Origin of the sequence: Flavobacterium sp. YO64 (assembly GCF_004119505.1) — a bacterium.
Classification (GTDB): domain Bacteria; phylum Bacteroidota; class Bacteroidia; order Flavobacteriales; family Flavobacteriaceae; genus Flavobacterium; species Flavobacterium oncorhynchi.
The window spans coordinates 101,590-118,301 of record NZ_NRQV01000007.1; the positions used below are offsets into that span (position 1 = coordinate 101,590).

The 16,712-nt window shown below is 36.1% G+C and carries 9 protein-coding genes; all 9 read right to left on the bottom strand.

Going from position 1 to position 16,712, the window contains the following annotated elements; all coding sequences use genetic code 11:
- Positions 1–13: 13 nt before the first annotated feature.
- Positions 14–898: a sugar phosphate isomerase/epimerase gene (locus BOW57_RS06950; protein ID WP_129053523.1), complete on the bottom strand. Its 885-nt coding sequence runs from the start codon at positions 896–898 to the stop codon at positions 14–16.
- A gap of 94 nt (positions 899–992) precedes the next feature.
- On the bottom strand, positions 993–2,138 hold the full coding sequence (locus BOW57_RS06955) for an exo-alpha-sialidase (protein ID WP_129053524.1): 1,146 nt from the start codon (positions 2,136–2,138) through the stop codon (positions 993–995).
- 143 nt (positions 2,139–2,281) lie between these two features.
- Positions 2,282–5,032 (bottom strand): glycoside hydrolase family 78 protein, encoded by a 2,751-nt coding sequence (locus BOW57_RS06960; RefSeq protein WP_129053525.1) that lies wholly within the window; start codon positions 5,030–5,032, stop codon positions 2,282–2,284.
- Between the two features lie 198 nt (positions 5,033–5,230).
- Positions 5,231–5,854 (bottom strand): HEAT repeat domain-containing protein, encoded by a 624-nt coding sequence (locus tag BOW57_RS06965; RefSeq protein ID WP_129053526.1) that lies wholly within the window; start codon positions 5,852–5,854, stop codon positions 5,231–5,233.
- Between the two features lie 19 nt (positions 5,855–5,873).
- Positions 5,874–7,442 (bottom strand): glycosyl hydrolase family 65 protein, encoded by a 1,569-nt coding sequence (locus tag BOW57_RS06970; protein WP_129053527.1) that lies wholly within the window; start codon positions 7,440–7,442, stop codon positions 5,874–5,876.
- A gap of 191 nt (positions 7,443–7,633) precedes the next feature.
- Complete coding sequence (locus BOW57_RS06975) at positions 7,634–10,084, bottom strand: glycoside hydrolase N-terminal domain-containing protein (RefSeq protein ID WP_129053528.1); 2,451 nt, start codon at positions 10,082–10,084, stop codon at positions 7,634–7,636.
- 180 nt (positions 10,085–10,264) lie between these two features.
- Positions 10,265–11,683, bottom strand: a complete 1,419-nt coding sequence (locus BOW57_RS06980; RefSeq protein ID WP_129053529.1) for an acetylxylan esterase — start codon at positions 11,681–11,683, stop codon at positions 10,265–10,267.
- A gap of 108 nt (positions 11,684–11,791) precedes the next feature.
- Entirely contained in the window at positions 11,792–14,572 is a 2,781-nt protein-coding gene (locus BOW57_RS06985; protein ID WP_129053530.1) for a glycoside hydrolase family 78 protein, read from the bottom strand.
- Between the two features lie 216 nt (positions 14,573–14,788).
- Positions 14,789–16,651 carry a six-hairpin glycosidase gene (locus BOW57_RS06990; RefSeq protein ID WP_129053531.1) on the bottom strand — a complete coding sequence of 621 codons (1,863 nt, stop codon included), beginning with the start codon at positions 16,649–16,651 and terminating at the stop codon, positions 14,789–14,791.
- Between the last annotated feature and the right edge of the window lie 61 nt (positions 16,652–16,712).

The window sequence follows — 16,712 nt, forward strand, 5'->3', positions numbered from 1 at the left end:
TGCGGCTATAAAATTAATTTTGGAAAATTTTCTTTAAATAAGCCACATTTGCTCCATAATTGGCTTTTACATTATGCACTTGTGTCACGTCACGAGAACGCTCTACAATTAGCCATCCACTCCATTTCATTTCATCCAAAGTCTCTTTTATTTTTGGCATATCAATCGCTTTATCATTTTCTAACCAAAATTGATCGGTGTTTGAAGCATGAATCTGCGCTAAATATTTCTTTCCTAAAATTTTCAATTCTGATGAAATATCTCTTTTATTATCTAAAGCATTCGCAAAATTGAAAGAGCTTTTAATATATTTTGAACCTACCTCATCTAAAAGTTTTTTCTCTTCTGTCGCACTCAAAGAAGTCTCAATTGCGATCACACCACCTATTTTTCCAACTTCTTTTCCTGCCCATTGCAGTCTTTTAATTACTTCTGGACGCAGTTCCGGATTTTTAACTAAATCGGTCTGCGTTCCTAATGGAAGATACGCCACTTTTACATTCATATCTTTCATCGCTTTTATACAATCGGTAATCATTGGTGTGATTTCTCTTGTGGCAAATGACTGTGCATAAAATCCAGACATGGCAATGGAACTGATTCCAACACCAGTTTCTTTTGATTTATCTAAGAACTTTTGTCTTTCAACTGGATCACCAAGTTTGCTCTCAAAAGAGGGACGGTTTCCTAAACCTCCCATATCCAGTTCAATTCCGTCCGCTTTTATTTCTGCTGCCAATCCAAAAGCGCCTAATTTTTGTCTTTTTAAAATCATCCAGTCGCAAACCGCCACTTTATATTTTTGCTTTTTATTGGAAGTCTGAGCCATTGCACAGCTGTTGAATGTTGCTGATAGAACAACAAGCAGTGCAATAAATAAATTTCTATTTGATACCATGCTATATATTTTTTACCACTAATTCCACGAATTTTCACGAATTAGTATTTAAAAAAATTTGTGAAAATTAGTGAAATTCGTGGCGAACTTTATTTTACTCTTCCTCCGCTTTTACTGCGGTTACTACCTTTCCTTCGTCGCCCGGCCAGATTCCGTTTTTGATTGGAAGTGCAATCAATTTACTTGGATCCACTTTTACATATTTCAGTTTTTCTCTTCTCCAAGTGTAAACAATATGCACCATTCCATCAGAACTCTGAATCATCGAAGGGTAAGAATATTGACTAATTTTTGAATCTTCTAAAACCAATGCAGCATTCCAATTGATTCCATCTTTAGAAACTGACACATTTAATGGTGTTCTAGGTCCTTTTGCTTCCTTTCCCGGAGGAAGAACGTGATTGTAAACCAACAAATGTCTTCCATCTTTTAGTGTTACAGCATCTGTTCCTGAGTTGTTATTTGGAAGCCCGATTAACTCAACATCCGACCATGTTTTTCCGTTATCTTTTGAAAATGTGCTGAAAATCGCTCTATTTCTTGTTCTTCCAATTGCTTGAATGCTTCCGTCTTTATGAAATAAAATACTTGGCTGAATGGCATTGATTTTTTGTTTTCCTCTTGAAAGCGTATCGCCCATTACCCAAGTTTTTCCGAAATCTGGAGTAGATTCCATACGAAGTCTCCAGCCATCGCCTTCTATACTTGACGGACATAACAATGTTCCGTTGCTCAATAAAACTGGTTTGTTTTTGATTGGTCCTAAAAAACCGTCTGGCATTTTTTGTGCTTCAGACCATGTTTTTCCGCCATCAGATGAAGTTCTGATTACGCCCCACCATTCTGATGGTTTTGGGCCTATTTTGTAGAATAACATTAAATCGCCACCAGGAATTTGATATAAAACAGGATTCCAAGTTGGTAATCTCGGTCCTTCTTTCATTACTCCATCAGCTACTTTAACTCCCTCGCCCCATTTATCACTTCCTTTAGGTTTAATACTTACATAAATACAAACGTCAGGGTTTCTTTCATGTGTGCCTCCAAACCAAGATGAAACTAAATCACCATTTGTCGCTTCAACAATTGTAACAGCGTGGCAAGACGGATAAGGTGCTTTATCATAAATAAATTCATCTACAAGAATTCCTTCTTTCCAAGTCTTTTTCTCTAAAGCCGACTTACAACTTCCTAAAAGGAAAAGTCCAAACAAGACAAATGCTAATTTTGTTATTTTCATTCTCAATTTTATTATGAATTAAAATTTTCGATTATAAATACATACCTAACATTTTTTTAGGTTAAAATATTTATTAAGTGTAAAAATAACACTAAAAAATTAACAATCTATCCTGTACTGTCCCGAATTACTAAAAATGTAAATTATTTAACGTTTATAGCAAAATTTCCTGACGAAAGTGTAACTAATAATTGATTTTTCTCTGTTGAATGAATATAAGAAGTTTTATCTAACCTTTGTTTATTGATCGAAATAGCAGAGACGTTGTCTGTTGGAAGATATACAACTGCAGAAGTATTCGCGGGAATAGTAATATTCCAAACCAAAGCTTTTTTATCTTTTTTCCAGTCACTTTTTATCGTTCCGTAAATCGATTCGTAAGAAGCATTTACATAAGTCAATCCTGCGTTAAAATCAGGTTTCATAATGATTTGCTTGAAACCCGGAGTTTCAGGATTGCTTTTAATTCCAGCCATATTTTCGTAATACCAAATCAATAAATCTCCTAAAAGCATCACGTGGTTTTGTGAATTCATAGCAGGATCGGCAGTGTTTCCGTTCCAAAGTTCCCAAATGGTTGTTGCGCCGTTTTCGACCATATAACCCCAACTTGGATAGGTTTTGTTTGATGCCAGTTTGAAAGCCAAATCGCCACGACCGAAATTAGTCAGCGTTCGCATTAAAAACTGCGTTCCGATAACACCTGTGCTTACATGACCATTTTTAGTTACTTCTACTTCATGCACTAAATTTTCAAAAACTTTTTGCTGTAATCCTTCTGGAGTCATTCCGAATGTTAAAGGCAGTAAATTGGCTGTTACAGTATTATTAGCGTAATTGTTTTTTGATGCATTAAAATATTTAGCGTTAAATGCTTTTTTGATTCTTGAAGCTAATTCATCATAATGTATAATATCTTTTTCAGCATTTGCAATCACAGCAAACTTCTTCATGATATTTAAAAGCTGGTAATAAAACGCACTCGAAATCAATTCGCCGTCAGTTAAACGAGAAGGATCTTTAGAACGAATTAATTCCAGAGATTCTGGCGGAACACACCAATCGCCATATTTGTCTTTGGTCATAATATCATCAACCAAATAGTTTTCCTCCATATAATCCATCCATTTTTTCATCGACGGATATTGTTTTTCTACTACTTTTTTATCGCCAAACTGCTGATACAGCATATCGGCAACTGTAATATAAGTTCCCGGCCAAGTCACATTATCGCCGTAGTAACGCCAAAACGCAGGCGCCACATCTGGAATTCCGCCATCAATAGTTTGTGCATTTTTAATATCGTCTAACCATTTTGCATATAAAGTCTGATTATCAAATAAGAAACTTTCGCCGTAAGCTCCTGTTGTTCTATCTCCCAACCAAGGCTGACGCTCATTTCTCTGCGGGCAATCTATTGGCATTCCTTTATAATTCCCACTGATTCCCCACCATGCATTCTTAAAAATCTGATTCATTATTGAGTTCGAAGAATCAAAAGTTCCCGTTGTAGCAATATCATCATAAACGACTTTTCCAATGAAATTTTCTAATGTCGGTTTTGTTTTGAAACCCGAAATTTCAACAAATCTGAAACCGTGATAAACAAAACGAGGTTCCCAGACTTCTTCGCCTTCGCCTTTTAACGTGTAAATATCAGTCGTTTTGGCATCACGAAGATTGGCAATATACAACGAACCATTTGGCTGAAGCGATTCTGCAAATTTCATTGTGATTTTTTCGCCTGCATTTCCTTTTACTTTCAATTGTAACCAGCCCACCATATTTTGCCCCATATCTAAGATATAAGTTCCTTTTGAAGTCTCTTTGATCGAAATCGGTTTTACTTCACGTTTCACCTTCATATTCGCTGACATCTGTCCTTCATAGAATCCGCCTGGTTCCTGAACATATTCTGCCGAAAGCCATTTTTTATCATTAAAATTGACGGTATTCCAGCCTTTCATTTCTTTTCGAGCATCGTATTCTTCTCCGTCATATTCGTTGTTCGATAAAATTGGACCGTCGGTTGTTATTTTCCAAGTATCGTCAGTGCGAATAACGTCTTTGCTACCGTCGGTATATTCTACAAATAACTGCAGAGCCATTTTCGGATAACCAAAAGTTTTGATTTTATAGGGTTTGTAATCCTGACGCATGGTAAAAAAACGTCCATTTCCTAAAATCGTTCCCAATGCATTTTTTCCTTCTTTCAATTGCGAAGTCACATCAAAAACATTATATTTTACATTCTTCGTATAATCCGTTGGAACGGGAGCTAAAACCTGATCTCTAATTTTATTTCCGTTGATATATAACTCATACAAGCCCATTCCAATTATATAAACTTTGGCACTTTTGACCTTCTTTTTTAAGTCGATTTCTTTTCTTAAATATCTAGCAGATAATCTGGAATATTGCGAAATACTATCTCCTGGAGACGTTTTTTCATATCCAATCCAGCGAGTTGATTTCCAGTCAGCATAGGTTAAAATCCCAATACTGAAATGAGCCGTTTCTGCCGATTTTAGTTCGCCTTTATTCGTAAAAACAATTACTTTCCAGTAAACATCTTGTCTGTCTTTTAATTTTTTTCCATTATAAATCACATTTACAGATTCATCGCTTTTTACCTTTCCGCTGTCCCATAAATCTGCATTTCCTGCATTTAGTTTTTCTAAAGACGAAGAGGCTAAAATTTGATAAGCAGTTTGTTTTACATCGTTTACATCTGCTTTTATTTTCCAGCTCAATCTTGGCTGTAAAACATCAATTCCTTCGGGATTGGTCAGCATTTCGCATTTTAAATCACTCACAATGATTTTGTTTTGGGCTTTCGCCGAAATGGTGAAAAGTGAAATGATTAAGGTAAGATGTAAAAAAAACTTTTTCATAATGTTATTGTAACCAATGTAAAGTCCCAGAGGGGACGATATATTTATAGATTTATAATAGTTAGTTCAATAAGCCCCGGCGGGGCGATATAATTTTTCTATAGGTATCGCTTCGCTGGAGCTTTTTATCATTTGGGTTTGTATTTTCTATAAATATTATGCTTCTCCGAAGCTTAATACCTAATTATTCCTAAAAAATTAAGCATTTATAAATCGTCTTAATTTATCCAATGTGCTTAAACTTTCAAACGCAATTTTATTTTGTTCTAATATTTTACTTGCTCCCCAGCGCATTTTCCATTCAGGATCTTTCAACTTTTGCCTCAACTTTGATACTACAGCTGGATTACTTTGCAAAACCTGTTCATCAATCCAATCTGGGAGAAATTCTAAAGCGTTTAAACGAGTTTCCAAATCCATATGATCCAAACCCTTTAATAATGTTTCCCTAACTCTGTCTGCATTATATGAACTTATATCCTCAACTAAAATCTCAATTAAAACAGGCGAAAGTTCTTTAATTTTATTTTGGTTCAGTGCTATTTGATACACTCTGCTAAATTCATCAGATAAAAAATCTGCCCATTTATCAATATCTTCATCTTCGCTTAGCGAATAATAAACAAAGCTAACTTTATCAGACTGTGCAAAAAGTTGATTTTCACAGAAACGTTTTACGCCATCGAGATCTTTTACAGCTAATTTCTGAATATCTTTAATCGCTTTTTCTGATTCTTCATGTTCAAGTTCATAATACTCATCGAGAGTAATGATTTGATCAAAATCATGTATAGGTTTGTAAATTACTTTTTTTTCAATCATAAGTCTTAGAATAAATTTTCTATTCTGAAATTACTCTCTCCAATTTATCAGAAGCTGCAATTTCTCTTCCGTTTTTAAAGATTCTGAAACCTTTACCTTTTTTATATTTTTCTCCTGTCTTATCCCAAAGAATCGTAATAATATTGCCATGATATAGAACATTATCCAAACAAAACCAATCCCATTTTTCTTGTGGAATCAACGGATTTACTTCAATTTTTTCATCTGCTCTCGGGCGCAACCCAACCAAACCTGTAATCACTAAATCGTTGAATGTTGAATGATTATAATAACGGCTTCTTTCTTTGTCGCCCATTAACCAATAACCCGTTGTTTCGTCTAAATATTCGCCAAGATAAGGTTTCCCCCTATAATATTGCGATTGTACATACAAATCCATTTGTTTGAAATAATCGGTTTTCGCCACAAAATTCTGATTGTAATTATTCAAAACATTGGCTAAAGCTGTTAACGTCTGCGAACTTGCAAAAGGCCAAATCGCTCCATCCCACTCGCAGGTTCCCGTTCCGTGCGTTCTAAATCTCGGACTTCTTCTTTCTGCCGTTGTTAAACCAAACGGAGCAGAAAATCCTTTTTCATCTTTAATCTGCTCCCAAGCTTTTTCAAAACTTTTCCCTTTTTCAGGAAGATTAAAATACCACGGAATAAATCCGATCGCTTCCCTAACTTGTGCTAATGTATCTTTTTCTGTTAAAGTTTCAAAAAATTCGCTTTTCTTATTCCACAATTTCGTTTCTACTAATTGCTGCAAAACATCAGCTTTTGCTTTGAATTTGGTTTCTGTTTCCTTATCGCCTTTTAATTCAGCCATTTTAGAAATTGCTACAGCATTTCCATACATATAACTGTTTATTGTTGGTCTAGCATTTTGTACTTTGCGGCCACCACTTAAGGATTCTTCCATTCCGTCTTTTACATCGTGCTGCCAAAACAAACCGTCCTTGCGCTGACGCTCTTTTTCCCAAACGGCATAATCCGTAACCATATCCGGGTATAAATCCAACAAGAATTTCTCATCTTTATTCACCAAATAACGATTGTATAAAGCATCAGCCGTCCAACTGCTGAATTTATACAATTTGTTCATTGGTTTCCCATCATTTCCTCGGTACCAAAGTTTCAGATCCTGCTCAATGTATTTCGGATCATGAACCCATCTAAATTCGTTAATATGATGTCCCAAAGCACAACTAATCATATTGTATTTATCGGCATACGAACGGTCAACTAAAAACTCCGTAATCGCAAACCCTTGTGGTGTTTTTTTGATATGCTTACGAACGCTCCACCATCTGAAATAATAAATCTCCTCAAAATTCTGCTGTGGACATTCAAACAACGGAATATTCTTTTCCATCCAAGCCCAAGCACTGTCATTCGGAATCGCAAATTTTAAATTCTCGTCTTCCATCGTGTTGAAATAATCCACATAATGCTTGAAGTTTTCTTCTTTCAAAACAACCGATTTCCCCTTTTGAGAATGTCCCGCACCCGATTTGCAACTGCTGTTTATACAAGCAATTACTATTGAAAGTGCTATTATTTTATGTTTGAGATGTTGTAACATATTCTGTTTTTTATTTTGTTCTTTTCATACTGTTTTGTCATTTCGACCGAAGGGAGAAATCACACGCGGAATTCGACAAAGGTTGGCGACATTCTGTGCGGAGTTTCTAGTGTGATTTCTCGTTCCTCGAAATAACAAACTGTACGTAAACCCGACAGGTTTTTGAAACTTGCCGGGTTTGATTGGTTATTTTAATTCCCCGTAAAAATATACGTCTGCCCCGCTTTCATATTCACATCGTAAATATTGTAATTTGGCAATTGTACTTTAGGCAATTTTGCTTCTTTAGAAATAATCGGTTTCTTCACTTCCACATCATAAAACAACGGATTCGGATTTTTTCCTTTTGCTTTTTTTAGCGAAGAACCTTTTAAAATATTCTCAACTTTCAATCGGCAGTTTCTTCCAATTTTCGAATAGATTTTCAACTCCGAAACTTTATTGTTTTTCCAGGTCATATCGATTACAAATCCACCTCTAGCAACCAAGCCTTTTATGCTTCCATCTTTCCAAACACTTGGCAAAGCTGGCAATAAATGGATCGCATCTTCCTGACTCTGCATGAGCATTTCGGCAAAACCGGCTGTGCATCCAAAGTTACCATCAATTTGAAAAGGCTGATGTGCATCTAACATATTCGGATATGTTCCGCCGCCTTTTCTTTGATCTGCTGTTACTAAATGCAATTGATCTTGAATTAATTTATAAGCATGATTTCCATCTAGTAATCTCGCCCATAAATTCACTTTCCAGCCCATTGACCAGCCTGTAGATTCGTCTGTTCTGTAAATCAAGGATTGTTTTGCTGCTTCAAATAATTCAGGTGTTTTGATTGGCGAAATCTGATTACTCGGATATAATCCGTACAAATGCGAAACATGTCTATGATTATCTTTTGGGTTATCCCAATCGTCCTGCCATTCCTGTAATTGATTATGTTTACCTACTTTCATTGGAGGCATTTTTGCCAAAGCATCGCTTACTTTTTTCACATAAACAGCATCTGGCGAAACCAAAGCCGAAGCCTCGATAACATGCGTAAACAAATCAAAAACAAGTTGATTATCCATTGTCGTTCCCGATGCAATTGTTGCTTTTCCTGTTCCGCCTGCATGTGTATTTTCAGGCGAACTTGACGGAACAACAACTAAATACTTTGTATTTGGATCTATAACCATGAAATCCAAAAAGAAATCGGCAGCGCCTTTCATGATGGGATAAATTTCAGCTAAATATTTTTTATCGCCAGTATACAAATATCTTTCCCATAAATCCTGACAAACCCATGCACCGCCAGTTGGCCACATTCCCGAAGCAGCTGAATCTACCGGAGCAGTAACACGCCAAATATCCGTGTTATGATGCAAAACCCAGCCATTTGCATTGTACATCATTTTTGCGGTTTCTGCACCTGTGACACTTAATTCTTTCGCCATTTGAACAAACGGTTCGTGCATTTCCTGAAGATTGGTTACCTGTGCAGGCCAGTAATTCATTTCAGCATTGATGTTTGTCGTGTATTTACTGTCCCAAGGCGGTGTTACCATATCATTCCATATTCCTTGTAAATTGGCTGGCTGTCCGCCAGGCTGTGAACTTGAAATTAAAAGATAACGTCCAAACTGGAAATATAAAGCAGCCAATTGCGGATCGAATTGTTTTGAGAAATCTCTGATTCTTTCGTTTGTTGGTTTCTTAATCAAATCATTTGAACCTAAATCTAAAGATACTCTGTTGAAGAATTTTTGATAATAATCGACATGAGCTTTCTTTATCGTCTCAAAATCTTTTGTTTCCGCTTTAGCTAAATAATCTTTACTTTTCGCAATTTCATCGCCCGAAATATCCTGATAGTTTTTGAAGTTGGTTCCAATCGAAATGTACAAAGTCACTTCATCGGCTTTATTAATGCTTAAAACGCCGTTACTGACATCGATTTGCCCACCGCTGTTTTTAGCTGTTAATCGTCCCTGAAATTTTACTTTTCCTTTTACGCCTTCAAAGTTAGTTCCAACTCCCGAAAGTATAATCTGGTTTCCTTCTGTCGAAGCGACTGTTTTATCAATCGGACTGTTCATGAAAACATTACAAGTAATCTGTCCCGGCTGGCTCGCAGACAGTTTTACTGCAATTACCTGATCTGAAAATGAAGTTAGAATTTCTCTTGTAAACTCAACGCCTTTTACTTTGTATTTTACTTTCGCCGTCGCATTGCTGATGTCTAAATCACGGTAATAATCAGTGTATTTTTGATGTCCTGCGAATGAAATATAAACACTTCCGAAAGTCTGGTACGGCATTCCGTCATTGGTTTGCGACATAATATCTTTCGTAGCCAAATCTTGTGCTTCATCAAATTTCCCATCAAAAATAAGTTGTCTTACTTTTGGTAAAGCTTCGATTGATTTTGAATGTGCATTGCTGTTTGGAGAACCTGCCCAAATGGTTTCTTCATTCAATTGCAAACGTTCTACTGCTGGATCACCAAAAACCATCGCGCCCAAACGTCCGTTACCTAATGGTAAAGCTTCGTTCCAGATTGCAGCTGGTTTATCATACCATAATTTTAGGTCGCTTTGAGCTGTTGCTGAAAAGGAAAAAATTCCTAGACAAATTGCCGTTATTTTAATTTTTAACTTCATAGTATATATTTTTTTGCTACGAATTTCACGAATTGGCACTAATTTCTTTTTAATTTTTAGCCACAGATTAAAAGGATTATTTGCATTTCTTTTTTAATTAAATAATCTGTGTAAATCATTTTAATCTGTGGCAGAAAAAAAATAATTCGTGCCAATTCGTGAAATTAGTGGCAAACTCTATTACTTCTTAACCTCGTAAATTTTCAGATTTTTTTCTCCGAACATTTCATATAATTTGTTGATGTCTTTTAGAGCATTTTTTGGTAGATTTTCAGCTTTGTTTCCAAAAACATATAATTTCTCATAAGGTTCAATCACACAAGTCGATTCGTCGATTTCGCCTTTTTCGTTCTTCACTTTATTCAAATCTAAATTTAAATATTTCGCCATAAACGGATACAAAGCCATACGTTTTGAGATTCCAAAATCGTGACCTTCTTTTGCAAAATGGGCATTTTCGACCAAATCTTTCTTTCCGTACAATTCATACGTTCTTTGGATAAAAGGGAATTCCAATTCGGGAACTGCGAGCGTCCAGTCTTTTCCGTCAGAAACAATCAATTGTGGTTTTGGCGCCATCATTGCAGAGATTTCGGCATTGTTTGTTCCGTTTCCGCAAAGGTGGATTCCGCGACCGCTTTCGCAGGGACAACCGCCAGAAAAATGAGAAGAAACCATGACAACCGGAGCCGAAACTTTCACTCTGTCATCAATCGCTGCTAAAAACATCGTATGTGAACCTCCACCAGAACCTCCAGTCACACCCACTCTAGACATATCGGCATTTTTTACGGTTTCCAAATAATCTAATAAACGAATTCCTGTCAACAATTGAACTGTCGATGCAATGCTGTTTCTGTGTGTTTCTTCTGGAAACTGCAATAACGATTCTCCCCAAGCAAATAAATCGTAACCTACCACAATGGCGCCCATTTTGGCCATCATCGCACAACGGTACTGCTCATCTTTTCTGTATCTTCCGTCTCCGAAATGCCCGTCAGGAGTAATAATTACAGCTGACTTTTTATTTAACGGATACGGTTTGTAAATCGATCCTGTGGCATAAACTCCAGGCAGGATTTCTAAAGCAATATTTTCAACACTGTAATCTTTGTAAATTCTTTTTGGCGTTAGAATTGGCTTTGATTTTGGCATTGGAGGTGCTTTATCCAATCCAAATGAAGTGATCATACACGCTTTTAATTCCATTTTGCGTTTCTCCCATTCTTCTTTGGTTGAATAAAGACTTTCCAAGTAAAACAAACGTTCTTTTCCTTTATCTACCGAAACTTTATGGTTTTCATACTTACGTATGATATAGGTTCCATCGGGTTGTTTAAAATATATCAATTCAAACGGCGCTAAAATATTAGTCAGCGAAAGTGGCAGATTTCCAGGTTCAATTCTCCAATCTGCATAGTCTAGTTCTTTTCCTTTTAATAAACCTCTGTCATCGTTGATTGTAACGTTAAAAACAGTTTCTATTTTCTTTAAAGTCTCTGAAACTGGTTTTCTAAAATTAGTATCAGAAGTACTTTGTGCATTGGCAAATGTCAAAGCAAAAATGAAAACTAAGATGATGTATTTTATTTTTTTCATTATTATATTTTTTTGAATTGTCTCTTTCTTTAGCTGGAGGCAATTCATTTTTATTTTTCTTATTTATGGAAAAGTAATTAAACATTTTTACAAATCACATTTCACATTTTACAACTGACATTCTATTGTATAAACTCCTGATCCTAATTCTAAAACAGGTTTTTGAACTTTTTCATCAAAACCTATCCTAACCTTTTTATTATCAATTTTTATTTCTGAATTTTTAGCAACAGGCAGTTTAATTGTCGCTGTTGTATTTACTGGAATCTGAACTGTCAGAATAAATTTGCCGTCTTTCTTTTCCCAAGAAGAAGTGATTTTTCCGTAAACCGATTGATAATCTGCTTTTGCGAAAGTCATATCACCCACTACTTCGGGCTGAATAAAGAAATGTTTGAATCCCGGTTTTTCAGGATCAGACATAATTCCAGCTAAACTTTGGTAAAACCATTCTTCGATCTGACCTAACATAAAGTGATTCCATGAATTTCCTTTTCTCGGATCCCATTGTTCGGTTAAAGTCGTCAAGCCAAATTTAATTTGAAAACCATAACCCGGCGCATCGTAATGATTATGCATTTTATACATCGTTTCGTTTTCTCCGTTTCTTGCTAACGTTTGAAATAAGTAACGATTTCCAACATCTCCAGTCGTTAAACGATCTCCTTTTTCTTTGATATCTGCTAGTAAATTCTGCATTACTGCATCTTTGTACTGCGGTTCTACGATGTCCATAAAAATTGGAACGGCATTGCTAAACTGACTATTTGTTCCGTATTGTTTGGTTTCTTCATTAAAAAACTCCTTATTGAAAGCTGTTTTAATCTCAGAAGCCAACGTATTGTATTTCTGAAAATCTTCGGTTTTACCTAATAATTTTGACGCTTTTGCAACTAAATAAGCACCATAATAGTAATGAGAAGTAGCTGAAAGCGCAATCGGACTATTTTTAGAATATCCTGCTGGATGCGTTCCGTAATCGTACCAATCGCCTAATCCGTGCGAAACGATATGGTTTGTTGCTTTTGTTCCTAAATAATCCACATAGTTTTTCATTACAGGAAAGTATTTCTCTAACAATGAAGCATCTCCGTAATATTCATAATACATCCAAGGCAGAATTACCCCTGTAACTCCCCATTCTGGAGAATCTGTAAAATCGCCTCCAAAAATTACATATTCGGGAACAATTGTCGGAATTAAACCATTGTCTCTTTGTGAATCTGAAATATTCTGCATGGTTGCAGGAATGAAATTCTGAAGGTTGTAATTGAACATTAAACCTGGACCATTCAACTGAATTTCTTCCAGCCAGCCTAATTTTTCACGTTGAGGACAATCGGTAAAAACACTTTGGAAATTACTTTTGATCGAGTTATTTATCAGTTCGTGTGTTTTGTTGAAAATCTCGTTCGAACATGAAAAACTTCCTGCTTCTCCAGCTGAATTGTAAATGAAATTCGATTTTAAATCAACCAGAGTCGGAAGCTCTTTACTCTTATCTTCTTTATAATTAATGTTTTCAATTTGAACATATTGATAGCCGTAGAAACTGAATTTTGGCGTCCATTCTTCAACTCCATCGCCTTTTAAAGTATAATCGTAATAGTATGGTTTCCCAGATCTTCCCTGCGCAATTGTACCTTCTTCATTTAATCCTTCGGCGACCCAAACACGAATCGTTTGTCCTTTTTTTCCTTTTACTTTGATGGTTGGAAATCCTGAAAGATTTTGTCCCATATCAAAAACATAGAAATTCGGTTTCAGTTCTTTTACGGTTTTCACTTCGTATTGCTTCTGAATTGTAACCGGCGGAGCTGTCTGCGGTCTCAAAACTCCTTTTGGTGCTTCCTGAATCACAACTTTTTTCCAGTCCGAATCTTTGAAACCTTTTCTATTCCAGCCTTTTTGTTCTAAATTGGCATTGTAATCTTCTCCTCCAAAAATGCTGTTGTAGGTAATCGGACTTTTGCTGTATTTCCAAGTTGCGTCTGACTTTACAATTTCTTCAGAACCATCATTATATTTAATTTTCATTTTAAAGAACAAAGTCGGCGGTCCAAAACTCACGAAGAATTTAGTATATCTTTCGGCAAGCGTATTGTACATTCCGTTTCCTAACAAAACGCCAATTACGTTATCGCCTTTTAGAAATTCTTTTGCGCTTAATTCGTAAACATTGTAATTAACCGTCTTATCGTAATCTGTCCACAAAGGCGCAAATTGACTGTTACCCACTTTTTTCCCGTTGATACTCAATTCATAATGTCCTAAACCTGAAATATAAACTACGGCTTCTTTGATTTCTTTTTTTACTTCGAAAGGCTTACGCAACATAATACTTCTTCTTGCTAAAGAATCGGAAGCATTGATAAACGAGTTCTTTTTTTCTCTGTTGAAAGTGGCCGTGTGATAATTTCTTCCTTCTGGCAAATGACTATCGGCTTTTGTTATTGCACCAATCCAAGTTGGATTTAAATCCGATTCTAATGAAGCGGTTCTGAAAGTGGCTGTTCTACTCCATTTTGAAATTTTCCCTTCCTGATTCCAAACTTTAACTTTCCAGAAATACTTAGTTTCGTTTTTTAATGGATTTCCACCGTAAACAATATGCAGATTTTTCTCGGAATTTACTCTTCCTGAATTCCAGATATCTCCATCGTCATTATTTAGTTTTTCTTCTGAAGAAGCTACTAAAATTAAATAAGCAACTTGTGACGCACCAGATTCTTTTGAAACCAATTGCCAGCTTAATCTCGGCTGATTCTCAACTACTGCTAATGGATTTTCTGCCATTTCTGTTGTTAGGTGTACAGGCAGAATTTGTCCTTTAGAAACTACAGTTGCTAGAAGACAAACGACTAATAATATGCTTTTAAAAAACTTCACTTTGTATATTTTTTTTTCGCCACGAATTCACGAATTAACTCAATTTTTTACTTTGCGTTTAATTTCTCTAATTTTTTCTGCCACAGATTAAAGGATTAATTGGATTATAATCTGTGTTAATCATTTTAATCTGTGGCAAAAATTACGCAACGTTTATAAAATAATTCGTGAATTGCTTCGCCCGTTCGCTATCGCTCGGGTCGTGGCTATTTTTCTTTACAACTTTTTAGTTATCAACGATTCGATATTGAATACTGCTTCTGGGATTAATTTTCCGGTTTGAGGCAGATCGTCGTAATCGTCTGTGTCCGGCGCTGTGTCCGGATCTGGCGTATGTCTCTGTTCTCCTGTGCGGAACATGATTCGCTCAAAACCGTCCGTTGGCGCGTAAAATATCTTTGTTGATTCTTTTCCATCGTTTACTTTTATAGTGTACTGACGGTTTTTAGCATCTAATTTAACAGTGATTGTATATGCTTTGTTTGCTTCGTATTTTGTAACCGAACTCAAACGCGCACCATTTTTCACCTTTAATTCTCCATCCGAATCAAAAATCAATCTTACGGAAGGCAATCCTTTTTTGTTTTGGAATTCGACCTGCAATAAACCGTGATTGTTTTGCTCTGGTTTTACTGTAAAAACGGCTTCCATCTTTGATGCAAAAGGAATCACTCTTTCAGCACGGGAATAATCAAAATAATCCTGATCTCTCAAAGTCAGCCATTTTTTACCATCAGCTTTCTTTTCGATTTTGGTTGATGCCCAAGAAAGATCATACGTATTCCATAATTTTAATTCTTGTCCGTCAGGAAGATTATTGAAAACATCATCAACATTTTCAGTAACCACCGAAGTAACAGGAACGGGAATCGATGCCACCCAAATATCTTCTTTGTTCACGCTGTAACCTACCCAGATTTTTCCGTCTGGCGGAGTTCCATTCTTTTCCGTAATTCCACGAACATATTGAGGGCCTGCAGATTTGTAGTTTCCGCCGTAACGCATCGGACTTACTTCTCCGTGAACCAATAATAAATCTTTATAATTCAATCCATCATCACTTGTAGAAATCGCCAAAGGCCATCGATATTCTGACGGATTATAAAGCGTTGCATAACGATTATCAGATGTTTTTTGTCCCCAAATTTTAGCATTACTGTTTACAAATCCTGGTGCACGCAACGGCATATAATCCCATGATTTTCCACCATCTCTGCTGATTGAAGTTAAAGCATGTTTCCATAAACCAACAACGTTTCCGTTTGGTAAATGATAATAACTAAAGGCTTTGTATGGTTTCTGTAACGGAATCAATTCATCGTCACGATCGGCTTCCTCTACCCATTGCTGTAAAACTAATGGTTCTGATAAAATTTCTTCGCAGGCTTTTTTCAAACCTTTGTCTTTTGATGCGGTATAAAAAGGAAATTTCGATTTCGATTTATCCCAGCTTTTGTTGTATCTGATGAAATAAATTTCACCAAAACTTCCGTCTTTCTTGATTTCACGAATGACACGTCCAATTCCTTTTCCGTCATTTGGATCGTCTTTTTCATCCATTGCAATTCCGTAATACGCTAAAGCAAAAAGTCGGTTGTCTTTTGAGGTATAAAAGCCCATTCTTTGGTGCATAATCGCATCTAAGTTTTTCGCAACGCCCTCAACACCTTCTTTTTTCCATCCGTCAGGAATGCTGTAAATAGGGAAAATAACTTCTGGTTTTGTCCACGTTACGCCATCTTTAGAATTCATAATAAAAGTCTGGCTTGGCGGAATATGTTCGCCAGAAGGATCGCTTAAATAATGCAGATAAAAGGTATTATTCCAATACGCCATCATTGGCTGGTGGTTGTATGTCCATCCAAAACCATCTGCTTTTTCAGGATGTTCACGGCTTGCACGCATGATTTGTGTAGCGTGAACGCCAACCGCTGGACTCAACTGTCCGTGATGATAATCGATGTTTGAAAGTGTTTTACCAACATAACGTACAGTATCGTTCTGTGCATTTACAGCAGTGCAAACCAAAATAATTGTAGCTGTGATAATGTTGGTTTTTATGTTTTGGAAAGTAATCATTGTTTATGTTTTTTTGCCACAGATTTCACAGATTTTCACAGATTAAAAAAAATCCTTTAAA

What these genes read in the sequence shown, in the direction of transcription:
- BOW57_RS06950 (WP_129053523.1), bottom strand. Translation starts at nt 898, where the DNA reads ATGGTATCAAATAGAAATTTATTTATTGCACTGCTTGTTGTTCTATCA.
- BOW57_RS06955 (WP_129053524.1), bottom strand. Translation starts at nt 2,138, where the DNA reads ATGAAAATAACAAAATTAGCATTTGTCTTGTTTGGACTTTTCCTTTTA.
- BOW57_RS06960 (WP_129053525.1), bottom strand. Translation starts at nt 5,032, where the DNA reads ATGAAAAAGTTTTTTTTACATCTTACCTTAATCATTTCACTTTTCACC.
- BOW57_RS06965 (WP_129053526.1), bottom strand. Translation starts at nt 5,854, where the DNA reads ATGATTGAAAAAAAAGTAATTTACAAACCTATACATGATTTTGATCAA.
- BOW57_RS06970 (WP_129053527.1), bottom strand. Translation starts at nt 7,442, where the DNA reads ATGTTACAACATCTCAAACATAAAATAATAGCACTTTCAATAGTAATT.
- BOW57_RS06975 (WP_129053528.1), bottom strand. Translation starts at nt 10,084, where the DNA reads ATGAAGTTAAAAATTAAAATAACGGCAATTTGTCTAGGAATTTTTTCC.
- BOW57_RS06980 (WP_129053529.1), bottom strand. Translation starts at nt 11,683, where the DNA reads ATGAAAAAAATAAAATACATCATCTTAGTTTTCATTTTTGCTTTGACA.
- BOW57_RS06990 (WP_129053531.1), bottom strand. Translation starts at nt 16,651, where the DNA reads ATGATTACTTTCCAAAACATAAAAACCAACATTATCACAGCTACAATT.